At 66.6% G+C, this 12,416-nt stretch carries 12 protein-coding genes; 1 reads left to right on the top strand and 11 read right to left on the bottom strand.

All coding sequences use genetic code 11. The features are described 5' to 3' along the window. Positions 1 to 12: 12 nt before the first annotated feature. The 5 genes from hisG to metH form a co-directional block, all read right to left on the bottom strand. Positions 13 to 861 (bottom strand): ATP phosphoribosyltransferase, encoded by an 849-nt coding sequence (hisG, locus tag L5G32_RS06180; RefSeq protein ID WP_237010135.1) that lies wholly within the window; start codon positions 859 to 861, stop codon positions 13 to 15. Positions 862 to 874: 13 nt separating this feature from the next. After that, a complete protein-coding gene (locus tag L5G32_RS06175; protein WP_237010134.1) occupies positions 875 to 1,138 on the bottom strand; it encodes a phosphoribosyl-ATP diphosphatase in 264 nt (87 codons plus the stop codon). 46 nt (positions 1,139 to 1,184) lie between these two features. Then, positions 1,185 to 2,105 (bottom strand): DMT family transporter, encoded by a 921-nt coding sequence (locus L5G32_RS06170; protein ID WP_237010133.1) that lies wholly within the window; start codon positions 2,103 to 2,105, stop codon positions 1,185 to 1,187. Positions 2,106 to 2,260: 155 nt separating this feature from the next. Continuing rightward, positions 2,261 to 2,932 carry an HAD family hydrolase gene (locus L5G32_RS06165; protein WP_308192017.1) on the bottom strand — a complete coding sequence of 224 codons (672 nt, stop codon included), beginning with the start codon at positions 2,930 to 2,932 and terminating at the stop codon, positions 2,261 to 2,263. Positions 2,933 to 3,004: 72 nt separating this feature from the next. Then, positions 3,005 to 6,616: a methionine synthase gene (gene metH / locus L5G32_RS06160; protein ID WP_237010132.1), complete on the bottom strand. Its 3,612-nt coding sequence runs from the start codon at positions 6,614 to 6,616 to the stop codon at positions 3,005 to 3,007. Positions 6,617 to 6,666: 50 nt separating this feature from the next. Here metH and L5G32_RS06155 point away from each other — a divergent pair, with 50 nt between their 5' ends. Next, positions 6,667 to 7,533: a PAC2 family protein gene (locus tag L5G32_RS06155; RefSeq protein ID WP_237010131.1), complete on the top strand. Its 867-nt coding sequence runs from the start codon at positions 6,667 to 6,669 to the stop codon at positions 7,531 to 7,533. Between the two features lie 3 nt (positions 7,534 to 7,536). Here L5G32_RS06155 and L5G32_RS06150 read toward each other — a convergent pair whose 3' ends face one another. The 6 genes from L5G32_RS06150 to L5G32_RS06125 all read right to left on the bottom strand — a co-directional run bounded on the left by L5G32_RS06150 (position 7,537) and on the right by L5G32_RS06125 (position 12,383). Next, positions 7,537 to 7,845: a hypothetical protein gene (locus tag L5G32_RS06150; RefSeq protein ID WP_237010130.1), complete on the bottom strand. Its 309-nt coding sequence runs from the start codon at positions 7,843 to 7,845 to the stop codon at positions 7,537 to 7,539. 5 nt (positions 7,846 to 7,850) lie between these two features. Then, positions 7,851 to 9,101: a cysteine--1-D-myo-inosityl 2-amino-2-deoxy-alpha-D-glucopyranoside ligase gene (gene mshC / locus L5G32_RS06145; protein WP_237010129.1), complete on the bottom strand. Its 1,251-nt coding sequence runs from the start codon at positions 9,099 to 9,101 to the stop codon at positions 7,851 to 7,853. Between the two features lie 61 nt (positions 9,102 to 9,162). Then, the gene (locus L5G32_RS06140) at positions 9,163 to 9,978 is read right to left on the bottom strand and encodes an SCO1664 family protein (protein WP_237010128.1); all 816 of its coding nucleotides are present in this window, start codon (positions 9,976 to 9,978) and stop codon (positions 9,163 to 9,165) included. Beyond that, complete coding sequence (locus L5G32_RS06135) at positions 9,975 to 10,766, bottom strand: DUF3090 domain-containing protein (protein ID WP_237010127.1); 792 nt, start codon at positions 10,764 to 10,766, stop codon at positions 9,975 to 9,977. Before L5G32_RS06135 ends, L5G32_RS06140 begins: the two co-directional genes overlap by 4 nt. Before the next feature lie 45 nt (positions 10,767 to 10,811). Then, on the bottom strand, positions 10,812 to 11,486 hold the full coding sequence (locus L5G32_RS06130) for an MSMEG_4193 family putative phosphomutase (RefSeq protein WP_237010126.1): 675 nt from the start codon (positions 11,484 to 11,486) through the stop codon (positions 10,812 to 10,814). Between the two features lie 51 nt (positions 11,487 to 11,537). Beyond that, the gene (locus L5G32_RS06125) at positions 11,538 to 12,383 is read right to left on the bottom strand and encodes an undecaprenyl-diphosphate phosphatase (RefSeq protein ID WP_237010125.1); all 846 of its coding nucleotides are present in this window, start codon (positions 12,381 to 12,383) and stop codon (positions 11,538 to 11,540) included. Positions 12,384 to 12,416: the final 33 nt, after the last annotated feature.

Below are 12,416 nucleotides of genomic sequence, written 5' to 3'. Positions count from 1 at the left end.
TCCAGCGACGCCTCAGAAGCGGCAGCTGCGGATGTCCGACGCCAGGATCGCTCGGACTCCGAGTTCGGAGAGTTCGTCCATCACTGACTGGTGCGTCTTGCGCGGCACCATGGCGCGCACGGCGAGCCAGTCGGGATCGAGCATCGGCGACACCGTCGGCGACTCGAGCCCAGGAGTCTGTGCGACGGCGGCGTCGAGCAACGACTTCGGGCAGTCGTAGTCGATCATCACGTACTGCTGACCGAACACGACGCCCTGCACGCGGGCGATGAACTGCTTGGCGGCCTTGGACGCCTCCGCCGTCTCCGGGTTTCGGATGAGGACCGCCTCGGAGTCGCACAGCGAGTCCCCGAATGCGGTCAGGTCGTGCAGACGCAGGGTACGACCGGAACCGACGACGTCGGCGATCGCGTCGGCGACCCCGAGCTGGATGGAGATCTCGACGGCTCCGTCGAGCCGAATGATCTCGGCTTCGATGCGCCGCTCGGCGAGGTCACGACGCACCAGATTCGGGTACGAGGTGGCGATCCGCTTGCCTGCGAGGTCTTCGACCCCCCAGTCCTGGTCTGCGGGCGCGGCGTACCGGAACGTCGACGACCCGAACCCGAGAGCGACCTCTTCGATGACTTCGGCACCGGAGTCGGCGGCGAGGTCGCGACCGGTGATGCCCAGATCCAGAGTTCCGGCCCCGACGTAGATCGCGACGTCCTTCGGACGGAGGAAATAGAACTCGACGTCATTGGCGACGTCGATGACCGACAGATCCTTCGGATCAGAGCGCTTGCGGTAGCCGGCTTCGGAAAGGATTCCGGAGGCGGCCTCGGACAGAGCCCCCTTGTTGGGGACGGCGACACGCAACATGAGTGAAGAGTTCCTAGAGGTAGCGGTAGACGTCGGCCGGATTGAGGCCGCGTTTGATCATCATGACCTGGAGCCAGTAGACGAGTTGCGAGATCTCTTCGGCGAGCGACTCGTCGGACTCGTGTTCGGCCGCGAGCCACACCTCGCCTGCCTCTTCGATGATCTTCTTGCCGAGCGTATGGACGCCCGAGTCCAGTGCGGCGACGGTGCCGCTGCCTTCGGGTCGGGTCTCGGCCTTGTCGGCCAGCTCAGCGAAGAGTTCGTCGAAGGTTTTCACATGTCGTATTTTCGCACGAGCGGCGCATCGCCGACTGACCGGGCGCTCATTGCTTCGACCCCTCCTGACCGGGGCGCGGCGACGACCCACTCGCCGATGCTGTTTCCGCAGGCTGCGGAGGGGCACTGAGTCGACCGAGCGCAAACGTGGCGACACACATGAACGCGAGGCTGGCGACGACGACGAAGTCGCCGAACGTCGAGATGCGCAGATGCTCGTGGTAGATCGACAGTCCAAGACCCATTGCGATCATCGGTTTGAGAACGGTCACGGTCGGCAGGGACGTCTGCACGTCACCCGCCTGGTAACTGGACTGCTGCCACAGAGTGCCCAAGGTCGCGGTCACCGCCATCGCCCAGAACTCCCAACTCGACAGACCGTGGAAGAAGCTCTCGCCGAACGCATCGACGACGGTCTTCGTGAACGGTGCCGAGAACCCGAGCATGAGTCCCGCGGCGACCGCGAGGATCAGCGACCGATTGGTTCCGTGCGGCAGACGACTCCCGCCGAGGACACAGGCAGACACCACGACGACCAGGAAGATCAACGGCGCGATCCACGAGGCGAACGAAGGCGCGGTGATGCCCTCGGACGGCTCGCCGAACACCATGAAGAGCACGAGAGCGACGATCAGGACCGTCGCCCACAGCCATTCCGCGCCGGTGAGGCGTCGGCGCTGGACGAATGCGGCGAGCGGGAGCGCGAAGAGCAAGGTACTCACCAGCAGCGGCTGCACGAGGAGCAGACTGCCGACAGCGAGCGCACCGGCCTGCACCGCGAATCCGGCGATGTCGGCGGTGATCCCGAGGAGCCACACTCGCCGTCGGACGAGTTTGGCGAACAGCCCGACACCGACGCCTGCCGCGTCGTCGTCGGACAGCCCATCGGTCCCCTTCTCCTGAAGCACCGCCGCGACCGCGAACAACAACGCGGCGACCAGCGCCAGAACGACGGCGAGTACGTTCACGCGTCCTCCAACCTTCTCGGATCGGCGATATCCGGCGATCGCCGTGAATGGAGATTAGCTAATCCGAGTCCATTTGTAGCTGGTTGAGCGGTTCTCTTTTGTAGTTGGTTGAGCGAGCGGAGCGAGTCGAAACCCTCGGTGGCCGGCCAGACTGATCAGGCCAGGGCAGCGACCAGATCGTCGAGAGACAAACCGACCAACGTCTCTCGGAAGGTGTACGTGGCACGCGGAGGCACGTCGATCGACGACGGGACGACGATCGCTTTGACGCCGGCCGCGAACGTGGCGGCCGCCCCCGTAGGCGAGTCCTCGACGGCCAGGCACCGCCCGATCGGGGCGCCGACCAGTTCGGCCGCCCGCCGGTAGATGTGCGGCTCGGGTTTGCCTGCCTCGACCTCGTCGCCGCACACCGTCGTGACGAACCGTTCCCGGCCGATCGTCTCGAGGAGGACGTCGGTCACTTCACGCATGGTGTTCGTGACCAACACCATCGGGATCTCCGCGGCGGCGACGAGGTCGAGCGCGTCGACAGCGCCCGGACGCCACGGCGGACCGCCCCCGAACTGTTCGAGCACGCGCTGCACCATCCACGCCTCGTCCGTCTCGAAGTCGCGACCGCTGTCGGGCACGAGCGCGGCGTCGTACACCTTCGTCATCGCGTCGACCGAACTGTTGCCCATCGTCGAGTCCCGCAACGCTGCCGTCATCTCGATGCCCAGCCGTTCGGCGAACTCGACGAGTACTTTCTCCCACAACGGCTCCGTGTCGAGGAGGGTGCCGTCCATGTCCCAGAACACGGCTTGCGGCAGGCGCACATCATCGGTCACTGGAGTCCTCCTGTGGGGTCGGGCGCGAGCGGGTCCGACCCCACCTTAGGCAATGCAGGCGACTTCTGTGCCTTACGTGTTGAAGTACTTGGCCTCCGGGTGGTGCAGGACGAACGCGTCCGTCGACTGCTCGGGATGCAACTGCAGTTCCTCCGACAGTTCGACGCCGATTCGGCCCGGCTCCAACAGGTCGATCATCTTCGCTCGGTGTTCGAGATCCGGGCACGCTCCGTAGCCGAACGAGTAACGCGCACCGCGGTATTCGAGATCGAAGAAGCCCTGGGTACGGTCCGGGTCCTCGTCGGCCATCACACCCTTGGTGAAGGCGAGTTCGCTGCGCACCCGCTGATGCCAGTACTCGGCGAGAGCCTCGGTCAGCTGGACGCCGATGCCGTGCACCTCCAGGTAGTCGCGGTACGAGTCGGCCGCGAACAGCTCGTTCGCGAAGTCGGCGATCGGGGTGCCCATCGTCACCAGCTGGAAGGGCAGCACGTCGACGCGGCCGTCGGCGATCGCCTGCTCGCGCGAGCGGATGAAGTCGGCGATGCACAGGAACTTCGACCGCTGCTGGCGCGGGAAGTCGAAGCTGTGACGGATCGGCGAGGTCGGGTCCTGCGACTCGAGGACGTGCACGACGTCCCCCTCGCTGACTGCCGGGAAGTACCCGTACACCACTGCCGCGTGTTGCAGGATGCCGCTCGTGGACAGCCGGTCGATCCATTCGCGGAGTCGGGGCCGCCCTTCGGTCTCGACGAGTTCCTCGTAACCGGGTCCATCGTCGCCGCGGGTGCCGCGCAGACCCCACTGTCCGAGGAACAGGGCTCGCTCGTCGACCATCGCCAGGTAGTCGGCGACCGGGATGCCCTTGACGATCCGCGTCCCCCAGAACGGCGGCGTCGGGATCTCGTTGTCGGCGGCGATGTCCGACCGTGCGGGCACCTCGACGGGCACCTCGGCGGCCTTGCGCTTCTCCGCGATCCGCTTGGACCGCTCGCGCCGCTCCCGGCGCTCGGCGACCTTCGCTGCAGCCGCCTTGGCTTCGGGGCTGTCCGGATCGGGCCCGTCACCACGTTTGATCGCCATGATCTCGTCCATGAGGGTGAGCCCCTCGAACGCGTCGCGGGCGTAGCGGACATCGCCGTCGTAGACGTCGGCCAGGTCGCCTTCGACATAGGTGCGCGTCAGGGCGGCTCCGCCGAGGAGCACGGGGATCTCGCTCTTGCCGCGCGAGTTCATCTCCTCGAGATTCTCCTTCATGACGACCGTCGACTTCACGAGCAGACCGGACATGCCGATGACGTCGGCGCGGTTGTCCTCGGCCGCCGACAGGATCGTGGCGATCGGCTGTTTGATGCCGATGTTGACCACGTCGTAGCCGTTGTTGCTCAGGATGATGTCGACGAGGTTCTTACCGATGTCGTGGACGTCGCCCTTGACGGTCGCCAGCACGATGCGGCCCTTGCCGTCGTCGTCGGAGGCCTCCATGAACTGCTCGAGGTGCGCGACGGCGGCCTTCATGACTTCGGCTGACTGCAGAACGAACGGCAACTGCATCTGACCGGAGCCGAACAACTCGCCGACGGTCTTCATACCGGCGAGGAGGTGGTCGTTGATGATCGCCAACGGCGGCACCGTCTCCCGCGCCTCATCGAGATCCTCGACGAGGCCGTTGCGCTCGCCGTCGACGATGCGCTGCGCGAGGCGTTCGAACAACGGCATCCGGGCCAGCTCCGCTGCGCGGGACTCGCGGGCAGACGCCGCGGAGACACCCTCGAAGAGTTCCATGAGCGTCTGCAGCGGATCGTAGCCGCGATCGTCGGGACCGTCGGTTCCCGGCTCGCGACGACGGTTGTACACCAAGTCGAGGGCGGTCTCCCGCTGCTCGTCGGCGATACGCGCCATCGGCACGATCTTCGAGGCGTGGACGATCGCGGTGTCCAGACCGGCCGCCACACACTCGTGCAGGAACACCGAGTTCAGTACCTGGCGAGCGGCCGGATTGAGACCGAACGAGATGTTCGAGACGCCGAGCGTGAAGTGGATGTCGGGGTGCGACTCCTTGAGACGGCGGATCGCTTCGATGGTCTCGATGCCGTCGCGGCGGACTTCTTCCTGCCCGGTCGAGATCGGGAAGGTGAGGGCGTCGATGATGATGTCCTCTTCGCCCATCCCCCAGTTCTCGGTGAGGTCGGTGATCAGCCGCTCGGCGATGGCCACCTTGTGATCGGCGGTGCGTGCCTGTCCCTGCTCGTCGATCGTCAGCGCGACGACGGCGGCTCCGTGTTCGACGACATGCGACATGATCTGGGTGAACCGGGAGTCGGGGCCGTCGCCGTCCTCGTAGTTCACCGAGTTGACCGCGCACCGCCCGCCGAGGTGCTCGAGGCCTACGCGGATCACGTCGGGCTCGGTGGAGTCGATCATGATCGGGAGCGTTGACGCGGTCGCGAACCGGCTCGCCAGCTCGGCCATGTCGAGCGCTCCGTCGCGACCGACGTAGTCGACGTTGAGGTCGAGCATGTGCGCACCGTCGCGCGTCTGCTCCTTCGCGATCTCGATGCACTTCTGGTAATCGCCGGCGATCATCGCCTCGCGGAACGCCTTGGATCCGTTGGAGTTGGTGCGTTCGGCGACCACCAGGAAGCTGGCGTCCTGGTCGAACGGGACCGCCGTGTACAGCGACGACGTCTCCGAGACGTGATCGGGCGTGCGCTCGCGGGCCTCGAGGCGACCGACCGCCTCGGCGACCTGGCGTACGTGCGCGGGAGTGGTACCACAGCAGCCGCCGACGAACTGCAGACCGTAATCGGTCACGAATCCCGACAGTGCGTCGGCGAGTTCGGCAGCCGTCAGCGGGTATTCGGCGCCGTTCTTGCCGAGGACGGGAAGGCCGGCGTTCGGCATCACCGACACGGGCACCCGCGAATGCTTCGAGAGGTACCGCAGGTGCTCGCTCATCTCGGCGGGGCCGGTGGCGCAGTTGAGCCCGATGACGTCGACGCCGAGGGGTTCGATGGCGGCGAGGGCCGCACCGATCTCCGAGCCGATGAGCATCGTGCCGGTCGTCTCCACGGTGATGTGGGCGATGATAGGCAGGTGACGGCCGAGTTCGTCCATGGCCCGCCGAGCTGCGACCACTGCGGCTTTGAGCTGCAGGAGGTCCTGGCAGGTCTCGATCAGGATGGCGTCGGCTCCGCCTTCGAGCATGCCGAGCACGCACTCCTGGTAGGCGTCGCGGATCGCGGCGAACGTCGTGTGACCGAGGCTGGGGAGCTTGGTGCCCGGTCCCATCGAGCCCAGCACGAACCGGTCGGTTCCGTCGGCGGACGGACCCATCTCGTCGGCCACGCCGCGCGCGATGGACGTGCCCTTGTAGGCGAGTTCGCGGATCCGGTCGGCGATGTCGTAGTCGCCGAGGTTCGACAGGTTGCAGCCGAACGTGTTCGTCTCGACCGCGTCCGCACCTGCTTCGAAGTAGCGGCGGTGAATGTCGGCGAGCACATCGGGGCGGGACTCGTTGAGAATCTCGTTGCACCCCTCGAGACCGAGGAAGTCGGCATCCACATCGAGATCGGCGTTCTGCAGCATCGTGCCCATGGCTCCGTCGCCGATCAATACTCGACGCGACATCGCCTGCAGGAATGTCGAGTCGTAGTCATTCGGTCGAGTTGAGGAGAAAGGCATGCCCCCAGGGTAGTTCGCCGCCGATCGCCGTTGCCCGTAGGCTCTGCCCAGTGAACTCTCCGCGACCCTCTGGACTCCCCGACCTGCGCAGGCCGGTCATGATCGCTGCCTTCGGCGGGTGGAACGACGCAGGCGACTCCGCGACCGCCGCCGTGGAACATCTCGCTCTGACCTGGGACGCCTCTGATCTCCGCGAGATCGACGGCGAGGAGTTCTACGACTTCCAGTCGACGCGACCGACGATCGCACAGGTCGACGGTGTGACCAGACGCATAGAGTGGCCGACCACCTCCGTCTCGTACGCCCGACTCCCCGACTCCGACCGCGACATCGTGTTCGTGCTCGGACCGGAGCCGAACTTGCGGTGGCGCACATTCGCCGGGCGCGTCGTCGAACTCGCCGACGCACTCGGTGTGGAGCTCGTCGTCATGTTGGGGGCCTTGCTGGCCGACACTCCGCACACCCGTCCGGTTCCGGTGTCCGGTTCGGCGGAGACCACCGAGGCCGCTCAACGATACGGACTGTCGCCCAACAAGTACGAGGGGCCGACCGGCATCACGGGCGTCCTGCAGGACGCGTTCGTGCAGGCCGGCGTCCCGTCGGTGTCGCTGTGGGCCGCGGTCCCCCACTACATCGCGCATCCGCCGAACCCCAAAGCCGTTCTCGCACTGTTGAACCGGTTGGAGCCGATCCTCGAGGTCGCCATCGACACGGGACCGCTCGCCGAGCAGGCGCAGCAGTGGCAGGACGCCGTCGACGAGATGATGTCCGATGACGACGACATGTCGGCCTACGTCCGTGAGCTCGAGGAGAACGAGGACGAGGACGCGGCAGACGACGCGCTCACCGAGGTGGACGGTGACACGCTCGCCGCCGAATTCGAGCGTTACCTGCGCAAGCGCAACGACGAACTGTAGGGGTCAGCCGATCCGTTCGATCTCGACGACCGGTGTCGTGATGCGCCAGGTGCGCACGTCCGGGTCGTCGGCGGCCGCGACCCAGAACTGGGCGGGCCCGCCGACGGTGCACTCCTTGACGCCGAGGAGTGGAATGTCCTGCGAGTCGCGACGCAGTTCGCTGACCTCCCACTTCTCGTCCGAGTGGCGTCCGACGCCGGGCGCGCGGAGCAATGTCATCGCGTCGAAGTCGAGCACATAGGTTGACGTGTGCGTCACGACGGTCCACACGCCGTCGGCGGTTCCTTCGGGGATCGTGGTGGTACGCGGCATGCCGGTCACCCCCGCGGTGCGATGTCGACGCCCAAGAGCGCGTCGACGGCGTCGGCGACGAGTGCGGCAGCGTCCGTGGACGATCCGATGCCGAGGATCGCGTCCGCGGCCCAGGCATCGACCGCGGCGAGCGCCTTCGGCGTGTCCAGATCGTCGGCGAGGTGCTGGCGCAGGCGAGCGACCGTGTCGGTGGCGTCGGGTGCAGTGGCCACCGCTGCGGCACGTCGCCACGTCGTCAGGCGCCGCTCGGCGTCGGACAGCACCTGGTCGGTCCACATCCGATCCTGACGATAGTGACCGGTGAGCAGCCCGAGCCGGATGGCGCTCGCGTCCACGCCCTTCTCACGCAGTACCGAGACCTTGACCAGATTGCCGAGACTCTTGGACATCTTCTCGCCGTCCAAGCCAATCATCCCGGTGTGGACGTAGGTGCGGGCGAAGCGGCGTTCGCCGGTCGCGGCCTCCGCGTGCGCTGCGGAGAACTCGTGGTGCGGGAAGATCAGGTCGCTGCCGCCGCCCTGCACGTCGAACGCCATGCCCAGTCTGTTGAGCGCGATGGCCGAGCACTCGATGTGCCAGCCCGGTCGGCCGTCACCGAACGGCGACGGCCACGCGGGCTCGCCGGGACGCTGGACTCGCCACAGCAGGGCGTCGAGCGGGTTCCGCTTTCCGGCACGGTCCGGGTCGCCTCCGCGTTCGGCGAAGAACGTCGCCATGGTCTGCGCGTCGTAGTTCGACTCGTAGCCGAACTGGGCCGTCGCATCGACGCTGAAGTAGACGTCGGGATGGTCCGGGTCGTCGACGACGTACGCCGCCCCGGACTCCAAGAGTGTGCTGACGGCGTCGACGACCTCATCGATCGACTCCACGGCCCCGATGTAGTCGCGGGGAGGAAGTACCCGGAGAGCCGCCATGTCGCCTCGGAACAGGTCGATCTCCCGCGACCCGAGATCGCGCCAGTCGATGCCGTCACGCTCAGCGCGCTCGAACAGCGGGTCGTCGACGTCGGTGATGTTCTGAACGTAATGGACCTCGTGCCCTTGATCGCGCAGCACCCGGTTGATCAGGTCGAACGTCACATATGTCGCCGCGTGGCCGAGGTGGGTGGCGTCGTACGGCGTAATACCGCAGACGTACATCCCCGCGACTGGTCCCGGCGCAAGTGGCTTCACCTGCGCGTCGGCGGTGTCGTAAAGGCGGAGAGCCGGTGCGGTGCCGGGCACGGAAGGGATCTGGGGCGACGACCACGACTGCATGCGCTCAACTCTATGTGTGATGGACACGGCAGCGGAATCGGGGCCGTCAGAAATTGGACATTCAGAACGGCGGCCAGGGAATCGCCCGCTGCGACGGCGGAAACGGAAGCACTCCGTCGTCGCCGAGTGCCCGCGCGCGGCGGGCGACTGCCGAGATCTCCTCGTCCGTGATCAGACTGGCGAGTCGCACGGTCAGCACGTCGTCGGGATCGTCGAGTCGTTCGGTGAGTTCGCGCAGATCGGCGGCGAGGTCGGCGGGCACAGGTTGGCCCGACCAGCCCCACAGGACGGTGCGGAGCTTGTTCTCGGTGTGCAGGCAGATGCCGTGATCGATCCCGTACAGGCGACCGTCGTCGCCGACGAGGACGTGCCCGCCCTTGCGATCGGCGTTGTTGACGACGACGTCGAACACGGCGAGTCGCAGTAGTTCCGGACGGTCTTCGTGCACGAGGGCCACCAGGCGGCCCTCCTCGTCGTAGGCCTGGAGGACAGCCATCTGGTGCTCGGCGACGTCGTCGACGGGGACGAGATCGACCGGATCTGGCCCGGTGGTCTCATCGGGCACGTGGATCCATCGCTGGACCATTCCGGGGCCGAGGTCGACGTCGGCCGGACCGTCGTCGCGCAGTACGGTCTCGGGAACGAGATCCCAGCCCAACGCGTCGCTGATCAGGTAGGACGCGACCTCGCGGCCGGCGAGGTGTCCGTCGGGAAAGTCCCAGAGCGGAGCCTCGCCGCGGATCGGTTTGTAGACGCACATGAAGTCGTCGTCGCCGGCGGACACACGGCAGGCCAGCGTCAGGTTGCTCGCTGTCGGAACACGCCCGAGCAGGGCGAGGTCCCCGCTCGCGAGGACCTCGAGAACATCGGTGTTCACTCGCTCGAGTCGGGGTCAGAACCGTCGGGTTGGTCGTGCGTGCCAGAATCGGGACCAGCAGTATCGGGACCAGCAGAATCCGGGCCAGCAGAATCCGGACCGGCAGAATCGGGAGCGTCGGATTCTGGATCGAGGTCTTCCTCGACTTCGAACGCCGTGTCGAATCCGGGAATCACCCGTCCCAGTGCCGCGAGGACGTCGGGATCGATGAACTCGACGGACCGCGAGAACTCGGCGTCCCGTTTGTAGCCGTTGCTGCGCGCACAGATGTGCCCGCTCGGGTCCAGCGGCTGATCGCACAACGGGCACAGCGGCCGACCGGCCGAGATGACGCGCATCGACCGCGCGCTGAACTCCCGAGCTGCGTCGGCGCTCAGAAAGATGCGGACCGTGTCCGGTCCCTCGTCGGTGTCGTCGAGGATGACGCTCTCGTCCAGCGGCTGCTCGGTGATCGCCAGCAGTTCGACCACGACTGACGACTCCTCGGCGTCCCAGCCCAGTCCCATCGAGCCGACGCGGAACTCCGAGTCGATCGGCATGGTGAGCGGCTGCGTGTCGGCGACGACGTCGGTCTCCGGCGGCACCGCTGCGCCGAATCGGCGGGCGACTTCGTCGAGCAGGTAGCCGAGACGGTCCGCCAGGATCAGGACCTGCTGCTTCTCCAACTCGACGCTCATCAACCGCTGTTCCTGCGTCACCTGTAGGAAGAATGTCCGATCGCCCGGCTCGCCGACGGTCCCCGCGACGAAACGGCTCGGCGTCCTGAACTCATGAATGGTGCGCGACACGTCTAATTCGCCTTCCTTGTCATCGTCTTCACCGTACCCGCGGACTCACGCACCCGCGCCGCCTCCGACCTCCGCGTCCGAGCTGGGACGCGGAGCGGGCAGGCTGAGGGACCCGCTGTTGTTGAGCGTCAGCACGTACGGACGGTCGGCGGCGTACCGGATCACCGTGATCGATCCCGGATCGACGACGACGCGTTGGAATGCGTCCAGGTGCATGCCGAGGGCGTCCGCGACGATGGATTTGATGACGTCTCCGTGCGAGCAGGCCAGCCACAGCCCCTGCCCGTCGTCGCCTCCGTACTCGCGGTCGAGTTCACGGACGGTTGCCGTGGCCCTGCGTGACACGTCGCCGAGACCTTCGCCGCCGGGGAACACCGCATGCGACGGTTGCCGCTGGACGACCTTCCACAACGGTTCGGCGACCAGATCGGTCAGCTTGCGTCCGCTCCACTCGCCGTAGTCGACCTCGGCGAGTCCGTCGACGGTCACCTCTGGAACGCCGTCGAGACCGGCCACCAGCGGCGCGACGGTCTCGGCGCAGCGCTGCAACGGCGATCGAGCGACCGCGCGTAACCGCGGAACGGCGTCGCCGAGTCGTTCGACGAGGCCCTGTGCCTGCGAGCGGCCCTTCTCGTCGAGGGCTACGCCCGGGGTCCGGCCCGCGAGGATTCCGGAGGTGTTGGCCGTCGATCGTCCGTGTCGGACGAGGATCACCGTCATGGGTTTCAGGCTACGGTGTCCCGCTCGGCGAGGACGTTCCGGTCACGGCGATCAGGTGGTGATGACGCCTGCGGTGAGGAGGATGAGAACGAGGAGGCCGAGCGCGATGCGGTAGGCCGCGAACCAGCCGAGGGAGTGATCGGACACGAACTTGAGCAGCCAGGCGATCGAGATGTAGCCGAGGACGAACGCGATGAGGGTGGCGACGAGGATCTGCGGCCCGGAAGCGCTGACTCCGGTGCCGTCCGGCGAGAACGCGTCGGGAAGGCTGAACAGACCGGACGCGAGGACCGCGGGTATCGCGATCAGGAACGAGAACCGGAACGCCGCCTCACGCTTCATCCCGAAGAACAGGCCGGCACTGGCCGTGCCGCCCGACCGCGAGACGCCGGGAATGAGCGCCAGGCACTGAGCGAGGCCCATCGCCAGGGCGTCGCGCGGCTTCATCTGATCGAGGGACTTGCCTGGCCGTTGCGCCGCGGTCATCTCCGCTGCCAGGAACACGAACGAGAATGCGATGAGCATGATCGCCACGAGCCACAGGTTTCGGCCTGCGGTCCGGATCTCGTCTTTGAAGACGAATCCGAGGAGGCCGATGGGGATCGTGGCGAGAATCACGTACCAGCCGAGGCGGTAGTCGAGACCACGACGCTCGGTGTTCCTCAGGCCGCCGAACCACGCCAGGATGATCCGCCAGATGTCCTTGGCGAAGTAGATCAGCACTGCCAACTCGGTGCCCAGCTGCGTGACCGCGGTGAACGACGCGCCTGCGTCCTGGCCGAACCACACCTGCGACACGATCCGCAGATGCCCGGAGGACGAGATCGGTAGGAATTCGGTCACTCCCTGCAATGCGCCGAGCACTACGGCCTGCAGCCAACTCATCGATTCGATCACGAACGTGGATGCTACCCATCCATCCGTGATTCT

Origin of the sequence: Gordonia zhenghanii (assembly GCF_021738965.1) — a bacterium.
Lineage (GTDB): Bacteria > Actinomycetota > Actinomycetes > Mycobacteriales > Mycobacteriaceae > Gordonia > Gordonia zhenghanii.
This window is presented reverse-complemented; position numbering and strand designations above follow the sequence as displayed.

Coding starts and splice junctions, on each gene's coding strand:
- L5G32_RS06150 (WP_237010130.1), bottom strand. CDS start 7,845: ATGCCGCGTACCACCACGATCCCCGAAGGAACCGCCGACGGCGTGTGG.
- L5G32_RS06130 (WP_237010126.1), bottom strand. CDS start 11,486: ATGACGGTGATCCTCGTCCGACACGGACGATCGACGGCCAACACCTCC.
- hisG (WP_237010135.1), bottom strand. CDS start 861: ATGTTGCGTGTCGCCGTCCCCAACAAGGGGGCTCTGTCCGAGGCCGCC.
- mshC (WP_237010129.1), bottom strand. CDS start 9,101: ATGCAGTCGTGGTCGTCGCCCCAGATCCCTTCCGTGCCCGGCACCGCA.
- metH (WP_237010132.1), bottom strand. CDS start 6,616: ATGCCTTTCTCCTCAACTCGACCGAATGACTACGACTCGACATTCCTG.